14 protein-coding genes are annotated in these 17,360 nt (G+C 74.4%); 10 read left to right on the forward strand and 4 right to left on the reverse strand.

The genetic code is table 11. From position 1 onward, the window contains the following. The first annotated feature begins 3 nt into the window (after positions 1–3). The 3 genes from ACZ7C5_RS27785 (at position 4) to ACZ7C5_RS27795 (ending at position 3,031) form a co-directional block, all read left to right on the forward strand. On the forward strand, positions 4–576 hold the full coding sequence (locus ACZ7C5_RS27785; protein WP_401085447.1) for a DUF6309 family protein: 573 nt from the start codon (positions 4–6) through the stop codon (positions 574–576). A 102-nt stretch (positions 577–678) separates the two neighbouring features. Next, positions 679–1,533, forward strand: coding sequence for a TauD/TfdA family dioxygenase (locus ACZ7C5_RS27790; RefSeq protein WP_401085444.1), 855 nt, complete (start codon positions 679–681; stop codon positions 1,531–1,533). A 274-nt stretch (positions 1,534–1,807) separates the two neighbouring features. Further along, complete coding sequence (locus ACZ7C5_RS27795; RefSeq protein ID WP_470323660.1) at positions 1,808–3,031, forward strand: glycosyltransferase 87 family protein; 1,224 nt, start codon at positions 1,808–1,810, stop codon at positions 3,029–3,031. A 29-nt stretch (positions 3,032–3,060) separates the two neighbouring features. Here ACZ7C5_RS27795 and ACZ7C5_RS27800 read toward each other — a convergent pair whose 3' ends face one another. Continuing rightward, positions 3,061–3,753 (reverse strand): Tat pathway signal sequence domain protein, encoded by a 693-nt coding sequence (locus ACZ7C5_RS27800; protein ID WP_401085439.1) that lies wholly within the window; start codon positions 3,751–3,753, stop codon positions 3,061–3,063. Positions 3,754–3,944: 191 nt separating this feature from the next. Beyond that, complete coding sequence (locus ACZ7C5_RS27805; protein ID WP_470323661.1) at positions 3,945–4,514, reverse strand: hypothetical protein; 570 nt, start codon at positions 4,512–4,514, stop codon at positions 3,945–3,947. Positions 4,515–4,746: 232 nt separating this feature from the next. On the opposite strand from ACZ7C5_RS27805, the gene ACZ7C5_RS27810 reads away from it, so the two are divergent. Continuing rightward, positions 4,747–5,415 carry a P-loop nucleotide/nucleoside kinase family protein gene (locus ACZ7C5_RS27810; protein WP_401085433.1) on the forward strand — a complete coding sequence of 223 codons (669 nt, stop codon included), beginning with the start codon at positions 4,747–4,749 and terminating at the stop codon, positions 5,413–5,415. A 10-nt stretch (positions 5,416–5,425) separates the two neighbouring features. Next, positions 5,426–6,292 carry an NAD-dependent protein deacetylase gene (locus tag ACZ7C5_RS27815; RefSeq protein ID WP_470323662.1) on the forward strand — a complete coding sequence of 289 codons (867 nt, stop codon included), beginning with the start codon at positions 5,426–5,428 and terminating at the stop codon, positions 6,290–6,292. Positions 6,293–6,313: 21 nt separating this feature from the next. Here the strand turns inward: ACZ7C5_RS27815 and ACZ7C5_RS27820 are convergent, their stop codons facing one another. Then, complete coding sequence (locus tag ACZ7C5_RS27820; RefSeq protein WP_470323663.1) at positions 6,314–6,973, reverse strand: hypothetical protein; 660 nt, start codon at positions 6,971–6,973, stop codon at positions 6,314–6,316. Between the two features lie 1,159 nt (positions 6,974–8,132). Here ACZ7C5_RS27820 and ACZ7C5_RS27825 point away from each other — a divergent pair. Together ACZ7C5_RS27825 and ACZ7C5_RS27830 are read left to right on the forward strand one after the other, a co-directional pair. After that, positions 8,133–9,407: an MFS transporter gene (locus ACZ7C5_RS27825; protein WP_401085424.1), complete on the forward strand. Its 1,275-nt coding sequence runs from the start codon at positions 8,133–8,135 to the stop codon at positions 9,405–9,407. Between the two features lie 111 nt (positions 9,408–9,518). Next, complete coding sequence (locus ACZ7C5_RS27830; RefSeq protein ID WP_470323664.1) at positions 9,519–9,929, forward strand: PPOX class F420-dependent oxidoreductase; 411 nt, start codon at positions 9,519–9,521, stop codon at positions 9,927–9,929. A 132-nt stretch (positions 9,930–10,061) separates the two neighbouring features. On the opposite strand, the gene ACZ7C5_RS27835 is transcribed toward ACZ7C5_RS27830, so the two are convergent. Then, entirely contained in the window at positions 10,062–13,046 is a 2,985-nt protein-coding gene (locus tag ACZ7C5_RS27835; protein WP_470323665.1) for a helix-turn-helix transcriptional regulator, read from the reverse strand. A 300-nt stretch (positions 13,047–13,346) separates the two neighbouring features. On the opposite strand from ACZ7C5_RS27835, the gene ACZ7C5_RS27840 reads away from it, so the two are divergent. From ACZ7C5_RS27840 to ccrA, 3 genes are all read left to right on the forward strand, one after another. Continuing rightward, positions 13,347–14,429, forward strand: a complete 1,083-nt coding sequence (locus tag ACZ7C5_RS27840) for an IS4 family transposase (RefSeq protein ID WP_470323666.1) — start codon at positions 13,347–13,349, stop codon at positions 14,427–14,429. A gap of 742 nt (positions 14,430–15,171) precedes the next feature. Next, complete coding sequence (locus ACZ7C5_RS27845; RefSeq protein ID WP_401085412.1) at positions 15,172–15,912, forward strand: thioesterase II family protein; 741 nt, start codon at positions 15,172–15,174, stop codon at positions 15,910–15,912. A gap of 122 nt (positions 15,913–16,034) precedes the next feature. After that, positions 16,035–17,288: a crotonyl-CoA carboxylase/reductase gene (gene ccrA / locus ACZ7C5_RS27850; RefSeq protein ID WP_470323667.1), complete on the forward strand. Its 1,254-nt coding sequence runs from the start codon at positions 16,035–16,037 to the stop codon at positions 17,286–17,288. The last annotated feature ends 72 nt before the right edge of the window (positions 17,289–17,360 follow it).

The following is a 17,360-nucleotide window of genomic DNA, read 5'->3' on the forward strand; positions in this document are numbered from 1 at the left end:
GCCGTGGAGATCGTCACCGCCGTCGCCTACTCCGAGGTCCACGACGCCTACCTGCGGGACCACCCGGTGGAGCGCGCCCACGAGGCGAACAGCAACGGCTACGCCGAGGAGAACCTCGACCGCGTCGACCGCGACCTCGGAAGCTGGTGGCGGATCCGGCTCTCCCGGGCGGACGTCCTGGGCGTCGTGCTGCCCTGGCACCTCAGCGAGGGCGGGGAGCTCGAACTGGTCCCGCGCTCAGGGCTGACGGTGGGCGAGGCGGCCGAGCGGATCCGTGCGGCCGGGACCGGCTGGGCCGCCGCCAACCCGGTCTGCGCGGCGAAGGTCCGGCTGCTGCGCGGGGAGCCGTTCACGCCGCTGCTCCTCAGCACCAGCCCGGTCGACCACCCCCACTACGCGGGCCTGGCCGGCCGGGGCGGCCTGATCCACCTCGACGGCCTGCACCGCATGCTGGCCTGGGAGCTGGCCGGTCGGCTGCCCGTACGGGCGCTGCTGGACGGCTACCTGGTGGGCGACCCCGGGGTGGTGGCGTCCCGGCCGGCCGGAGCGGGCCGGAGGGGGGACGGGCCGGGGTGACCTCCGGCACGGAGCGGCCGGTGGAGAACGCGGCCGGACGGATCGACGAGGGCCCGGGGCCGCCGGCGGCGGCCGGCAGCGAGTGGAGAGGACATCGAAGCGGTGGCCGAAATCGGCTGGAGCAGCCTGGAGTTGGAGGCCCGCAGGGAGCTGTGGTCGCTCTCGCTGGAGGAGCGCGAACGGCGGCTGCTCCGGGCCGACCTGCGGGCCGGGGCCTGGGGTGCCGCCGGGGAGGTGCGGGCCCGGCTGCGCGCGTTCGTCCGGGACGCCGCCGAATCGGTCGGAGTCACCCACGTGGGTGGCCTGGTGGACCCGGCCCGCCCGGAGGAGGAGATCACCGGGGCACTGTCCTTCCTGCTGCGGGACTTCGGCCGGATCGTCCCGCAGAACGGGCGCGGCGACCTCACCGCCGTGCTGCGCGACCAGGACGGCGACGGCACCACCGAACTCGGCTTCCACAGCGACACCTGCGACCTGGTGGTCCTGCTCTGCCTGCGCCCCGCCTTCGACGGCGGCGGGCTGACCAGACTGGCGAGCGCCCGGCACGTCCACGACCTGATCGAGCGGGAACGGCCGGACGCGCTGGCCACGCTGCGCGAGGACTGGACCTTCGACCGCACCGGCCGGCCGGGCCCGCAGCTGGTGGTCACCCCGATCCTGTACGACCGCGAGGACGGCACGATCGGCTGCTACTACCAGACGCGTACGGTCCGCTCGTCCCCCGACCGCGGCGGCCCCGAGCTGACGGACCGGCAGTGGGAGGCGCTGGGGGTGCTGGACGAGGTGCTCTACCGGCCGGAGATCGCCTTCGGGCTGCCGATGGGCCCGGGGGACCTGCTGGTCATCCGCAACAGCAGGGTGCTGCACGGGCGCTCGCCGTTCGTCGACGAACCGGGGCGGTACGCCCGGCGGATGCTGCGGGTCTGGGTGAACGAAGGGGCGGAGTGGGCGCGCTGAGCGCGGTGGGGGCGGGCGGCGGCGGTGCGGACCCGGTCCGCCCGCGGGGGCGGTGGCGGCCCGCGGACATCGGGGCCGGACCGTTGTCATCCGTTTCGGGCGGGTGCGACGTCCTGGGGGTATGACCCACTGCCCAGCCCGGCCCGACACCGGTGCCCGAGACCACGGCGACGCCCGACCCGACAGCGATGCCGGAGGCCACGGCGATGCCCGAGGCGACCGCCGGGGGACCGGGCCGGGCCGGGGCGCCGCACCTCCGCACCCGGTCGATCCGGTGGTCCTGGCCCTGGTCGCGGTGTCCGCGGTGGCGGTCGCGCTGCTGGTCCGGGTCCTGCTGCTGAAGTACGAGTCGTCGGACTGGCACTACTTCCTCGACCCCTGGTACCGGTACATCAAGGCGCAGGGCGGATTCCACGCCCTCGGCGACATCGGGTTCGCGGACTACAACGTCCCTTACCTGTACCTGATGGCCGCGCTCGGCTACCTGCCGGTCCCGGCGCTGGCGGCCGTCAAGTGCCTGTCCGTCCTCTTCGACCTGGCGCTGGCGTACTACACCCACCGCATCGTCTCGCCGCGGTGGCCGCACCGGCCCTGGCGGCCGCTCGCGGCGGCGGTGACCGTGCTGTTCCTGCCCACGGTCGTGACCAACAGCGGGTGGTGGGCCCAGGCCGACGCGATCTTCACCGTCTTCCTGCTCGGAGGCGTCCACCACCTCCTGCGCGACCGGCCCTGGTGGTCCTGCGCGTTCTTCGGGACAGCCCTGGCCTTCAAGCTCCAGGCGGTCTTCCTGTTCCCGCTGCTGCTCGTCGTCGTCCTGTGCGGGCGGGTGCCGTGGCGGAGCCTGCTGGCCGTCCCGGCCGCGTACCTGGCGCTCGACGTCCCCGCCCTGCTGCTCGGCGCCGACCCCTGGCCGCTGCTGACGGTGTACGCCCGGCAGACCGGGACCTACCAGGACCTCACGCTCAACGCGCCGTCGGTCTACCAGTTCGTCTCGGTGCCGGCCGGGGAGGAGGGGCCGGTGCGCAGGGCGGGCGTCCTGGCCGGGGGCGCGCTGGTGCTGGTGCTGACCGGCCTGGTGGTCCGGGCCGTACGGCGCACCGAGGGCGCGGCGGAAGCGGAAGCGGAAGGGGGCGGCGGCGGGCGGGCCGGGCTCACCGGGACCGGGATCCTGCTGGCGGCCACCGTCTTCGCGATCGCGGTGCCGTTCCTGCTGCCGTCCATGCACGAGCGCTACTTCTACGCCGCGGACGTCCTCAGCGTGCTCGTCGCGTTCCGGCTCCCGCGGCAGCTCTGGTACCTGCCGGTCCTGGTCCAGCTCTCGTCCTTCGGCAGCTACCTCAAGTTCATCGCGCCCGGCGTGGCGCCGTACCTGTCGATGCCGGCGCACGGGGTGCTGATGCTGCTGGCGCTGATCACCGTGCTCCGGGCCGCCGCCCGGGAGTTCGGTGCGGCGCGGGGCCCGGGCGGCGGAACCGGCGCGCCGGCGGACGCCCGCTGACGGGCGCTCGCCGGCGGCACCGGGGACGGTCAGTTGACGAAGACCGCCGGGCTGCCCGGCCGGCTGGTGTCCGCGACCGGGCCGTACGTCGCGGAGAAGTAGCCGTCGGCCGGGCAGAGCGTCGAGCCGCCGCTCTTGGCGAAGTGCTCGTTGCGGAAGGCCAGGCTGTGCGCGGCGTTGTCGGCGCTGCCGGTGAACGCGCCGCTCAGCTCGTAGGTGCAGGTGAGGGTGCCGAACCAGGAGTCCAGCACGGCGGTGGCCTGGATCGCCCCGGCGGAGCCGCCGCTGAGGGTGACCGGCAGGCCGGGCGCGTCGGAGACGGTGACGCCGTACGGCAGGTGGCCGACCGTCAGGCTGCGCACCGAGGTGACGCCGGTGACGTTGGCGGTGCACGAGCCGAAGGTCAGCCCGGTCAGCGACTCGGTCGCGGTGCCCGGCGCGGCCGGGTTGTCCAGCACCGTGGCCGAGAGCTTCGACGTGGCGCAGGTGACGCCGGTGGTGCTGGTCGCGGTCGAGTAGAAGGTGGCGGAGGTGCCCGCGGTGAGCGGCGCGGCGAGTGCGTCGCCCGCCGCGACGGCGGCGCCGCCCGCGCTCCCGGTGGTGAGCACCGGGCCTGCGGCGAGGGACTCCGGCGACGCGGAGGCGGGGACGGCGGCCAGCGCGAGCGCGGCGGTGGCGCAGGCGGCGGCGGGGATGACGGCGAACTGACGGCTGAAGCGCATGGGGGAAAGGCCTCTTCCTCGGTGAGGGGGCGAGAGGGCGTCCTCTCGCGGCTCCGGGGCGGTGGGGGCCGGGGAGCACACGGCGTTTCTGGGCTCCATACGTTCCAGGGCGTGACGGTGTGCCGTCAAGACAGTGGACGGAGATTGCTGACTTTTCGTCAGCAAGAGGCCGGGGCCGGGAGCCGGGCGGCTCAGTCGTGGAGAGTGACGCCGGGCAGTGGCTGCCCGGTGGCGTCGAACAACGCGGCTCCGCAGTCGCAGTGCTCGTCGGCCAGGGTCTCGGCCGGCGGCAGTTGCCAGACCAGCATCTGCGCGCAGCCCGGGCAGTTCAGGCTGACCAGGGTCTCCTCGGGTTCCGGGCCCCAGGCCCGTACCGGGAGGCCCTGGTACGTCAGCCCGCTCAGCTCGCGTTCACCGGTCGGCGCGACCAGCACCTCGTAGGAGTCGGTGCCGCTGTCCCACACCGCGAGCGTGCAGCCGAGATCCGCCAGCACACCGGCGAGGTGATCGAGCAGACGGACCGGGAGATCGCCGCGGACCAGCGCCGGGTCGGTCTCGGCAGCGTGGCGGACGGCATCGGTGTCGACGCCCGCCGGCTCCACTCCGAAGGCCCGTACCCGACCGGCCACGAACGCCGCCAGCAGGCCCGGGCGGTCCTCACCGGTCCAGTCCATCGTGAACACCACCCGGTCGACCGGGACCCCCTGGGCCCGCTCGCCGGGCGTCAGGACCAGTTCTTCCAGCTCTTCCAGCTCCGTCATGACGATCACGCTACCAATCCCCGTGCCGCCCCCGCGCGCGGACGCCGCCCGTCTGTCACCGCGAGGCAACACCTGCTCCTGTAGCGGCAGTTCGTCTCCGTTCACCTTCGCGTCGGGTGGGTTTCCCGGGGGCAAGGTCCACTGGAACGGCGGCTTCGCCGGTGCGGTCCCGCCGCCCGCCACCCGCAGGGGAGGTGGCGGTCGGCGGCCGTCCGGCGCAGACTCGGCAGGCATGACACGACACCCGATCGTCGCGCGAGGCCCGGCCACGACCGGCCGCCCCCGCCTCCTCGCCGTGAGTGGCCCGCCCGGCGCCGGCAAGACCACGCTGGCGCACGCCCTGGCCGAGGCGCTCGGCCGGCCGGCGGTCTGCCGGGACGAGATCAAGGAGCGGATGGTCGCCGGAGCACTCGCCGACGCCGTCGGCCTCCGGACCGGCGACCCGGACCGGCGGACGCCGGCGGAGTTCTTCGACACCATCGGCGCGCATCTGCGCGCGGGGACCGACCTGGTGGCGGAGGCCGCCTACCAGGACCGGCTGTGGCGGCCGGGCCTGGAGCCGCTCGCGGACCTGGCGGAGCTGCGCATCGTGCGCTGCGCCGTCGACCCCGGCACCGCCCGCGACCGGATCGCCCGCAGGGCCGCGCGGACGCCCGCCCGAGCCGTCCACGCGGACGGCGAGCTGCTGCGGCGGATCGCCCGGGGGGAGCGGCCGATCGAGTCCTGGGTGCCGATCGCGCTGGACGTCCCCTGCCTGGTCGTGGAGACCACGCGGGGCTGGAACCCGCCCCTGGAGCGGATCGCGGCGTTCGCCGGCGGTGCCGACGTCCCCGGTGCCGACGTTCACGGTGCCGGGGAGGAGCCGTCCCGCCGGGGCGGGAACCCCGGGCCCGCGGTCTAACCTCGACGGTATGGACCCGTTCGAACACCCCGGTGGACCGGCCGTCCCGGCGGGGCAGGAGCTGGAAGCCCTGGTGCGGCTGCTGGACCGGCGCGGCGCGGTGGTGCTCAGCGGGGCGGGCCTGTCCACCGAGTCCGGCATCCCCGACTACCGCGGCGCCACCGGCCGCCGCCGCAGCGGCACCCCGATGACCTACCAGGAGTTCACCGGCAGCGCGGACGCCCGGCGCCGCTACTGGGCCCGCAGCCACACCGGCTGGCCCGCGATCGCCGGGGCCAGGCCCAACGCCGGGCACCACGCGGTCGAGCGGCTGCGCCGGACCGGGCACGTGGCCGCGGTCATCACCCAGAACGTGGACGGCCTCCACCACGCGGCCGGCACCCGGGAGGCCGTCGAACTGCACGGCGGACTGCACCGGGTGGTCTGCCTCGGCTGCCGGCGCACCAGCCCCAGGGCGGAACTCGACCGGCGGCTGGAGGAACTCAACCGGGGCTTCCGCCGTCCCGGGGCCGAGCTGCGGCCCGACGGCGACGCCCAGCTGCCGCGGCCGCTGGTGGACGGCTTCCGGGTCGCCGGCTGTCCGGACTGCGGCGGCGTGCTCAAGCCCGACGTCGTCTTCTTCGGCGAGAACGTCCCGGCGCCCAGGGTCCGGCACTGCTTCGAACTGGTCGACGCGGCGAGCTCGTTGGTGGTCCTCGGCTCCTCCCTCGCGGTGCTGTCCGGACTGCGCTTCGCCCGCCGGGCGGCCAAGGCCCGGCTGCCGGTCGCGATCGTCAACCAGGGGCCGACCCGCGGCGACGAACTCGCCGGGCTCCGGCTCGACCTGCCGCTGGGGCCGGCCCTGGCCGAGGTCGTCCGGCTGCTCGACGCGGCCTGACCGCCCGGCCGCGGGGCCCGTTCAGCCGGCCGGCTGCCAGGGGCGCCCCGGTACCCACAGCGGCACCCGGCCGTCCCGGGGCATGGCGGGCGAGGCGTCCCGCTCCAGCCATCCGGCGATCCGCTCCGGATCGCCCTCGCACAGTTCCACCAGCGCGGCCGCGGCGATCCGGGTGCAACACAGCACCAGCGCCATGGTGTCCTGGCGGCGGTGCCGTTCCCGCACGTACGCCTCGCCGCGTTCCTCGCAGCGCCGGGCGTGGCCGGGACCGTCGTCGGCGGCCAGCGCCTGGACTCCGTGCCACACCATGGTCAGCGCGCAGGGCTCGGCCGGGTGCGCGACGTCCTCCCGCCGGGCCTGCTCGCGGGCCTCGGCCGAGCGCTGCCCCAGCCACTCCAGCGCCGCGGGACCGTCCTCCCCGCAGGACCGCAGCACCAGCTCCGCGGCCCGGTCCACGACGGCCCGCAGTACCGCGGGCGCGGGCACCCGCAGCCCGGCGGCCGACGTGTCGCCGAACGCCAGCCAGCCGTCGGCGAACCTGGCCGCCCGCAGTCCTCCCACCCAGGCCGGCGCCCCGCCTTCGGGCCCCAGCCACTCCTGCGCCCCCAGTCGCACCAGCCCTACGGCGACCAGGCGCGCCGCGTCCCCGTCCAGCTCCCGCAGCCGTCCACTCCGCACCACGAAACACCCCCGTCAGCGGTTCACCACCCCGTTGAGCCCATCCCACCACACCGGGACGGGAACGAACTAGACAGGGGCACGTCACAATCTGGAAGGGGATGTTCCGGGCACCTCGCCGGTCGGGGTGCCGGTCGGGGTGCCGGTCGGGCTCCGCGCGGACGGTCGGGCCGGACGGGAGACGGCCGCGGCGCGGGCGGCGGCAAGGCGCTCGTGGGCGTCGGGCCACGGGACGGGGAGGTCCTCGGCCGGGGTCTGCCGGAAGGTGACGGTGGACCCCTCCGAGAGGGCGCGCCGGGCCTTCGTCGCGGAGCGGTGGGGCTCGGAGGCCGCGAAGGCGTTCCCCGGCGAGACCCTGGTGACCCCTGGAGGCCCTCCGCCCGCCGCGGCCTCCGGGGCCGCCCCGGCCCGCGCGGCCGCGCCCGCCCGGCAGCCCTCGCCGGGTGATGGATCAAGCCAATCGCGCCCGTCACCGATCCCGCCGGGCCGATCACCGGGTAGAGGACTCCACGAACGGTTCGTGTGAGGTCCAGGACGAGGGTGAGCCGCTTGTGCCGGCTGACGTCCGATGCTCGGCAGGCGGGCGGAGGAGCAGCACGGTGACCGGCGGGAGGCCGGTGCCGGAGAGCGGCGGGAAGGGGATGCGGGCGTACTCGGCGAACGCGGCCGACCGGTCCGGGTGTCGGGTGCCGACGCCGTGGACGCGAGGGTCGCGGGCGGTGGATTCGGCCATTTGTTCGTGGTGGGTGCCGGGCTCCGGGGTGCGTTCGCCCGGGCCGGTGACCCCTCCCCACCCGAGCGAGTGGTCCAGACCACGGGGGCGTGGGCACCGGGGTGGCGGTAGCTCGCCGCCGGGGCCGCGTCAGGGCCGGTCAAGTCGGTGTCGGCGGCTGGGAGTCGAGGCTCCAGCAGTCGGCGTCCGGTCAGGCCCGGGGCGCGGCGGCCGGTGTTCGGTCCGGCGCCCGGAGCGTCGGGGCGGTGGGTGCCGCCGGCCACGGCCGGCACCCGGGAGGTCGCACGTAGCCGGGGTTCATCGCTTGGAAGTGCGGTCCGGGCGCCGATTCCGGTGAGTTCCGCATGGAAGCCCACTCGTCGCGGCGGGGCGGCCGCGCCGTGCCGGCGGACGGGTGGGGCGATGACGACAGAAGGGGTCGAATCGGATATGGACGTGACGACGCGGACGACGGCCGTCGTGGTGGGCCGCACGGTCGAGCGGGAGGCGCAACACCGGCCGGGCACAGGGGTGTTCTGGCGCTTCTGGACCGGATCGATGGTCAGCCGGCTGGGGGACCAGGTGACCAACGTCGCCCTGCCCCTGATCGCCGTGGTCACCCTGCACGCGGCCGCCTGGCAGGTCGGCCTGATCACCGCCGCCGGCTACCTGGCCTGGCTGCTGGTCGGGCTGCCGGCCGGAGTCCTGGTCCACCGGCTGCCGCTGCGCGGCACCCAGGTGGTGATGGACCTGGTGCGCGCGCTGGCCGTCGCCTCGGTGCCGGTGGCGGCCGTCCTGGGGGTGCTCGGCCTGCCGCAGCTGGTGGCGGTCGCGCTGCTGACGGGGCTGGCGGGCGTGGTCTTCGACGTCGGCAACGCGACACTCCTGCCCTCGATCGTCGCCAGGGACCAGCTGACCGCCCGCAACAGCCTGCTCTCCGGCACCAGTGCCGCGACCGAGCTGGCCGGCCCCTCGCTCGGCGGGGTGCTGGTCCAACTCGTGGGCGGCGCGGTCGCGATGGTGCTGGACGCGATCAGCTACCTGGTCTCGGCCGCGCTGCTGCGCAGCCTGCCGCGGCCGGCGCGACAGGCCGCCCGCGAGGGCGGTGCCGGGGTGCGGGAGCAGATCCGCGAGGGCTGGCACTTCGTCGTCCGGCACCCGGTGATCGGGCCGTGCGCCGCCGACGCCACCGCGGTCAACTTCGTGGCCGGCGCGCTGATGACGCTCACCCCGGTGTTCCTGGTCCGCGACCTCGGCACACCGGCCGCCGCCGTCGGCGCACTGATGGCCACGGGTGGCCTGGGCAGCCTCGTCGGCGCGGCCCTCACGCCCCGGGTGATCTCCAGGGTCGGCAGCGGCGGCGCCCTGCGCTGGTCGGCGCTGTTCGCCGCGCTCTTCACCTTCCTGCTCCCGGCGGCCGGCTCCGGCTGGGCGGTACTGGTCTTCGCCGTCGGCAACGCGGGCTTCTCGGCGGGCGTGGTGGTCGCCACCATCGTCACCCGCACCCACCGGCAGACCCACACCCCGCCCGAGCTGCTCCCCAGGGTGATGGCCACCGTGCGGTTCGTCTCCTGGGGGGCGATACCGGTCGGCGCACTGCTGGCCGGTGCCGCCTCCTCGGCCTGGGGGGCGCGGACGGCCCTGCTCCTGGTGGCGGTGTGCAGCCTGGCCGGCCCGGCGATCCTGGCGTCCGGTTCGGTCCGCCGCCTGCGCGACCTGGCCTGAACGGCGGCCGGGTCCGAGGCGGCGGTGCGAGGCGGCGGTGCGAGGCGGCGGTGCGGGGGAGAATGGCGGGAACGGGCGCGGGAAGGGAGGGAGAGCGCTAGCCTCGCCCGAATGACAGCCACCCTGAACGACTCCGTGCGCGCACTGCTCGACGCGCCCGTTCCCGCGGTGCTCGCCACCCTCAACCCGGACGGGAGTCCCCAGACCTCGGTGGTCTGGGTCGGCCGGGACGGTGACGACCTGCTGCTCTCCACCGCCGCCGGGCGGCGCAAGGAGCTCAACCTGCGCCGCGACCCGCGCGCCAGCCTCACCGTGTACGACCCGGCCGACCCGCTGCGCTACGTCGAGGTCCGGGGCCTGGCCACGGTGGCCGAGGACACCGGGCGGGCGCTCGCGGTGGCCCTGGCGGAGCAGTACGAGGGGCCCGGCGCCGGGCAGGAGTACCTCGACCTCCCGCCGGAGGTGCTGCGGGTGGTCGTCCGGATCAGCCCGACCAGGGTCGGCGGGACCGCGACCGCCTGAGGCCGGCCCGGCCGGGACCGGCCCGCCGCCGGACACGGCACCGGACACGGCACCGGACACGGCGACGGGCACCCCCGCGGAACCTCCGCGGGGGTGCCCGTCGCTCGCGGGCCGGCGGCCGGCCGGTGCCGGTCAGCCCACGGCGACGCCGTCGGCCGTCCGTCCGGCCGCCTCGCCGACGGCGGCCGGCACCTCGACCTGGGCGGCGGCGCGGCACGCCAACTCCACCGGGTGGAAGCCGACTCCGGGACCGGCCGGGGCGGAGCCGGCCGGGCCGCGGAAGACGGCGGTGTCCGCCGGGAGCAGTTCCGGGCGGAACACCATCGCCAGACCCGCCCGGCCGCTCAGGTTCAGCTTCCGGTAGATGCGCGTCAGGTGCTGTTCCACCGTGCTGACGGTGATCCAGAGTTTGTCGCTGATCTCCCGGTTGCTGTCGCCCTGCGCGGCCAGTTTGGCGACCCGGAGCTCGGCCCGGCTCAGGCCGGTGACCACCGGGGGCGCGACCTTGCCGGGGCCGGGCGCCGGGGACGGTCCCAGCGGGAGCGCGGACTCGGCTCCCCTGCCGAGGAGGCCGTCACCGGTGCGGGTCTGCGCGCCGGGGCGTGCTGCCCCGCTCTCGCACGGTTCCTCGTCGAGCACGAACCCGGCGCCGCCGTCGGCCACGCCGGTCGCGGTCGCGGTCGCGGTCGCCGTTGCCGTCGCCGCCACGGGCCGGGCCCGGGCCCGGTGCGGTCCGGCCATCGGACGGGCGGATTCCAGCCGATCGCCGGACGCGCGTAGACGGTGGGCAGACGTATGCGGCAGGACGGTTTCCGCACCGCCCTCCTCGTGGTCGGCCAGGATCCGGAGCAGGACGCCCCGGGTGCGGTCGTCCAGCGACGGTTCCTCCAGCCGGCTCGCCGCCAGGTGCCGGGCGCCCTCCGGGTCGCCGGCCCGGAAGGTGGCCTCGACCAGGCTGGCGGTGAGCGGGATCAGGGCGGGGACGTCCAGTCGCCAGACCCTGAGTCTTCGTGCGCAGGTCCTGAGGTGGTCGAGCGCCTCCGCGGTCCGGCCGGTGGCCAGGGCGAGCCGGGCCCGGGCGTGCAGGTAGCGGATGCCGAGCACGGTCTCGAACATGGCGCTCGGGACTTCCCGGCCGGCCTCCTTGGCGGCGTCGTCCGTCCGTCCCCGCGCGAGGTGGGCCTGGATGAGCACCGACAGCGGGTAGCCGATCGACACCCCCCAGTTCTCCTCGCCCGCCAACGAGAGGGCGTCCGAGGCCAGTTCGGCGGCGGCCTCGGCATCGCCGTCGCGCAGGCACACGTCGGCCCTGGCCGCCTTGAGCTGGGCCAGCCAGGTGGTGGCGCCCCGGCGGGTGGCGTGGCCGATCAGCTCGTCGCACCAGAGCAGCGCGCGGCCGGGCTGGCCGCCGTCGGCGAGGGCGAGGATCGCCGTGGTGACCGTCTCCAGCGGCATCGCGTCCACCCGGCAGGAGGACAGGACGCGCTCGGCCATCGAGGCGCTCTCCGCGTCGCCGCCCCGGGCCCAGACCCGGGAGAAGGCCTCGATCGCCTCCGTCGCCGCCGGCCGCCGGGCACCGCCGGACGCGGAGCCGCGGCAGAGCTCGTCGAGGTTCCAGGACCGGGTGAAGGACGGGCCGAAGAACCAGTGGAAGGCGTGCAGGACGTCGACGCCGTCCTCGTGTCCGAGGGTGACGCCCGAGCGCCGCGCCTCCGTGAGGACGGTGGAGACGGTGGTGAGGTCGCCCCGCCAGAGCAGGGCCCGGATCAGGGCGACGACGTCCTGGCCGGTGAGCTTGCCCTCGACCAGGGCCTCGCGCAGCGCGGTGGTGTGCGGAGCGACCGCGCTGGGGTTGGCGGGCCAGGTGGAACGGACGTAGCGGCGCAGGGTGGACAGGTGCTGGTCGTCGTTGGCGGCGGCCAGCGCCAGGTTGAGGTACAGGTGCGCGGTCGAGGTCTTGCCCTCGGCCAGCTCCTGTTCGGCCGCGTCGGTGAGGATCGGTACGGTCCAGTCGCCGTCGGCCTCGCCGGCGGCGACGATCTGGGCGGCGATGTCCGTGGTGGCCATGCCCAGGTCGCGCCGGAGCCTCGTCGCCCGGGTGTAGAGGGCGGTCTGTTCCTCACGCGAGAGCGAGGCCAGGACGGCGGCCGCGACGTTCGGGTGGCGGAACTCGTGGCCGGTGGCGAGACCGGCGTTGGTGAGGATCTCCAGTGCCTGCCCGACCCTGCGCTGGTCGAGGTCGAGCAGCCGCCCGAGCAGCGCGGGGGTGGTGTGCTCGCGCAGGACGGCCATGCCGCTGGCGACCGAGAGGATCTGCGGTTCCCAGCGGTACAGGCAGGCCAGGACGGCCATCTCGAAGGACTTGCCGACCGCGGGTGTGTCGTCGGGGCGGGCCCCGCCGTGGCCGGCTTCGAGGTGGTTGTCCTCGATCAGGGCGTGGACCAGGATCGGGTTCCCCCCGCTCAACCGGTGGACAGCCGGGGCGAGTCGGGGCGCGATGGCGTGGTCCGCGGTGCGTTCCAGGATGGTGCGGATGGTGGCTTCGGACATCAGCTTCAGCTGGATCCGGCTGTGCGGCGCCCGGGTGACCTCGGCGCGGAACAGCGGCAGCGTGGGCTGCGGCCGGTCCCACTCGTTGAGCACCATGAGCACGCGCTGCGGGCGCATCCGGCGCTGGAGGTAGAGCAGCGCCTGGAGCGAGGCGGTGTCGGCGAAGTGCACGTCGTCGATGCCGACGACGACGGAGCGCCCCTCGCAGGCCAGCAGCAGGGCGTTGCAGAGCCGACGGATCGTCTCGTTGTCGACGGCCTGCGGTCGTTCGGACCGGTGACCGGTGCCCTGACGGCTGCCGCACGCCTCCGAGAGCAGGCCGGGGATCTCCTCGGCGAGCTGCTTCGGTAGTTCGGCACAGCGGAGCAGTTGCTCGACGACTCCCATCGGGAGGTCGCGCTCGGCCCGCGAACCGGTGGCCTGGAGGACCAGTGCGCCCTCTTTCGCCGCCAGTGCCTCGAATTCGTGCAGTAGTTGGGTTTTACCACTTCCCAGTGTTCCGCTGACGAGGACCACCCGGCCGTTTCCGCCGGCCAGCCCCTCGAATTGATTCAGTAAATACTCCAACGCTTCATGCTGCTCGGCGCGAATCAGCAAGAATGCCTCCGAGTTGTTGTGTAAAGCCCTGCATCCACCGCACCGGAAAGGCTGAGATCCCCCGTGCCGCCTGAACCTCCATGACGTTGGGTGAGCAACTGGATACATGGCGTGTTCAGTGCGAAGGGGGAACGCCGACGGGTCTGACTACCCGGGTTTGCACCTACTTTCACCCTAGGCGAACTTCATCGGGTCCCGCTAGAACTTCCGTACAGCTTCAGGTCGTTGACTTAAGCGGTGGCCGATAGCCTGATCCGCCGGAGGTGTCTGATGCCGCGACCAGGACAGTTCAAGCCGGAGGCGGGCGGGTGGCTGCCGGACCGCATCGCGGTCGGGCTGCTGACCGGGGCCTACCCGCCGGAGCTGGTGGACCGGGTGGTGGCCCGGTGCGGCCGGGAGGGCCGGCGGAAGCGGCTGCTGACGCCGGAGGTGACGGTCTACTTCGTGCTGGCGATGTGTCTGTTCCCCGGCGACGGCTACGAGGAGGTGGCCAGGAAGCTCGCCCGGGGCCTGGCCTGGGGCAGGCGCTGTTCCGCGCCCGGGCAGGTGCCCAGTGCGGCGGCGATCTCCAGGGCGCGGCTGCGGCTGGGGTCCGAGCCGCTGGAGGAGCTGTTCGCCGAGGCGGCCCGGTCCTCCGCGGTCGGGGCGGACGGGTGCACCCGGTACCGGGGGCGGCGCCTGGTGGCGGTCGAGGGCACCGTCCTCGACGCGCCGGACACGGCGGAGAACGTCGCGCACTTCGGGTCTCCGGTGCTCGGCGGGCGCGGGTATCCGCAGGTCCGGGTGGTGGTGCTGGCCGGGTGCGGCGGCAACGTCGTCACCGCGGCAGCCCTGGGTCCGCCCAGCCGCTCCGAACCCGGCCTGGCCCGCGGCCTGTTCGACCGCCTCGGCCGCGGGGACCTGCTGCTGGCCGACCACCGGGGGTTCGACGGCCCGCCGCTGTGGCGGGCGGCCTCGGCGGGCGGAGCCGACCTGCTCTGGCGGGTCCGCCCGAGCGCGTTGCTGACGTTTCGTCAACAACTGTGCGATGGTTCGTACTTGGCGGAGTTCTCGATGGCCTCGGACGGCCGGTCGGAGCCGGTTCGGGTGGTCGAGGAGCGCGTGCCGGGGGAGTCGGGCCGGCTGCTCACCACGCTGCTCGACCCCGGACAGGCCCCCGCCGCCGAGCTGACCGCCCTGCACCGCGAGTGGGGGATGACGGCGACCGCCCTCCAGCAGCTGACGGCCGACCAGCTGGGGCCGATCCGGGTGCTGCGGTCCCGCTGCCCGGAGGGGGTCGAACAGGAGGTCTGGGGCCACCTGTTGGTGCACCATGCGATCCGCCGTCTGATGGCCTTCGGGTCGGTGCGTTAAGTCAACGGTGAGGTGGCGCCGAACCGGCTGTTCCGGTTGGCCATGGCGGCCGAATCGCGACGGCGCGTTCCGGATATCCGCGAAGGTCCAACGGGGCGGAAGCAGCCCGTGTCATCCGGGTGATGCGCAGCGGAATCGGAGGTGGGCGTTCCGCACACGTTCTGCCTGCGGAGCCAGCGGGTTCGCGCCGCGGGCCGGTGGAACCAGTCGCTCCGGTCCGCGGATCCGGTCCGTGATCCGGCCCGCGGCCGCACCCGGCGAAACCCCTAAAGTTCGCCGCGGGCCGCCCCCTAACCTCGCCGCGCCCGGGAACGGCCCCCTTGCCCGGCCGGCATGGTCAATGTAGGGCCTGTCGAGGACGGGCCCTGGCGTGGACCGAATCGCCCGCGGGCTCGCGGGGGAGCGGCGACCCGTAATCCGGGTGGGGAATCGACGGGGCGTCGACGGGGCGTCGGTGGGGCACCGGTGGGCATCCCCTACCGGGGGTGCGGGGGAGGTACCGCGCGCACGCGTCCGCGCGGCGCGGCTAGGGGTTGTCCGGCCGGGGCCGGGCCCGTCACGGTAGGAGCCGTTCAGGTCCCGACAGGGCAGCGGGCGACCGGAGGGCGGCCACGAACGCTCGTGGGTCCTTCGTCCGCAGACCAAGGTGAGACGGGTCTCCACGCGGTCCCGCGCGTTCGCGGCGGCGGCTCACCGGTGTCGCGGTCCGACCACGCCGACCGCCGGAGGGATTCCAGTCGCCATGGCAGCAAACGACGATCTGTGGGTGCGCCGCTACCACCCCGCGCCAGACGCCGGGCACCGGCTGCTGTGCCTGCCGTACGCCGGCGGGTCCGCGAGCTACTTCTTCCCCGTGTCGCGCGCACTGTCGCCCCAGGTCGACGTCCTCGCGGTGCAGTACCCCGGCCGCCAGGACCGGCGGCACGAGCCCTGCGTCGAATCCGTGCAGGAGCTCGCCGACCTGCTGGTCGACGTGGTCAAGCCCTGGACCGACCGCCCGCTCTCGCTGTTCGGCCACAGCATGGGCGCCTCCGTCGCGTTCGAGCTGGCGCTGCGCCTGGAGGACCTCGGCATCGTCCCGCACGCCCTGTTCGCCTCCGGGCGGCGCGCGCCCTGCGCCCCGCGCGACGAGTGGATCCACCGGCGCGACGACCAGAGCCTGCTCGCGGAGATCAAGCGTCTCGACGGCACCGACTCCAACCTCCTCGACGACGAGGAGATGGTCCGGATGGTCCTCCCGGTGATCCGCAGCGACTACAAGGCCGCCGAGACCTACCGCCCCGCCCCCGACGCCCCGAAGCTCACCGTGCCGGTCCTCGCCCTGGTCGGCGACGACGACCCGAAGGTCACGGTGGACGAGGCCCGCAGGTGGCGCGAGCACACCTCGGGCCCCTTCGAGATCGAGGTGTTCCGCGGGGGCCACTTCTACCTCAACGCGCACGCGAACACCGTGGTCGACCGGATCCGCACCCGGCTCGGCTGACCGTCCCGCCACCGTCCACGCGAACCGACCGTGTCGAAGGGCAGCCGGTTTCCCACCGGTCCTCATCGCTGCTCTGCGCGCCGGTCCTCGGAAATTCCCGAAACTGCCCGGAGGAGTCGTTCGTGTCCAAGTCGCTCTACGAACTCGGAGAGGTTCCGCCGCTCGGCGTCGTGCCGGAACAGATGTACGCGACCGTCATCCGCCAGGACCGCTTCGGCGAACCCGTCAAGGCGATGCAGACCGAGGTCGTCGACGTGCCGAAGCCCGGTCGCGGCGAGGTGCTGGTGTACGTCATGGCCGCGGGAATCAACTACAACAACGTCTGGGCGTCGCTGGGCGAACCCATCGACGTCATCGCGATGCGGCAGCGGATGCTCGGCGCGAAGGAGGACTTCCACATCGGCGGCAGCGACGGCTCGGGAGTCGTCTGGGCCGTCGGCGAGGACGTGCGGCAGTTCAAGGTCGGCGACGAGGTCATCCTCTCCGGGGGGACCTGGGACGAGACGGGCGAGGACATCCGGATGGGCGTCGAGCCGCTCGCCTCGAAGTCCCTGCGGGCGTGGGGCTACGAGACCAACTACGGCTCCTTCGCCCAGTACACCGTCGTCCGCGAGCACCAGTGCCACCCCAAGCCCGCCAACCTGTCCTGGGAGGCGGGCGGCGGCTACCTGATCACCGGCGCCACCGCCTACCGGCAGCTGACCCACTGGACGCCGCACCACGTGCGCCCCGGCGACCCGGTGCTGATCTGGGGCGGCTCCGGCGGCGTCGGCTCGGCGGCGATCCAGGTCGTCAAGCTGCTCGGCGGCATCCCGATCGCGGTGGTCTCCAACCCGGACCGGGTCCGGTTCTGCCTGGACCTCGGCGCCGCGGGCGTGATCGACCGCCGCGAGTTCACCCACTGGGGCCGGCTGCCCGACCTCGACGACGAGGCGGCGACCAGGGCCTGGACGGCCGAGGCACGCCGCTTCGGGGCCAAGGTCTGGGAGATCCTCGGGGAGCGCCGCAACCCGCGCGTCGTCGTCGAGCACCCCGGCGAGGACACCCTGCCGACCTCGCTGTTCGTCTGCGACAACGGCGGCATGGTCGTCCTGTGCGGCGGGACCAGCGGCTACAACGGCGACCTGGACCTGCGCTACCTGTGGATGCGCAGCAAGCGGCTCCAGGGCTCGCACGGCTCGGACACCCAGGAGAACCGCGCGGTCATCGGGCTGATGTCCGACGGCCGGCTCGACCCGTGCATCACCTGGTGCGGCACCTTCGACCGGATCGGCGAGGGCCACCAGATGCTGTACGCGAACCAGCAGGGCGTGGGCAACCTGGCCGCGCTGGTGAACGCCGAGGCACCGGGCCAGACCACGCTGGGGCTGGGCTGATCCGCGGGGACGGGACCGCGCCGTCGGACGACGGCGCGGAATTCCGCATGGAATTTCCCGGACGGAATTCCG

The organism is Kitasatospora sp. NPDC036993 (assembly GCF_055607525.1).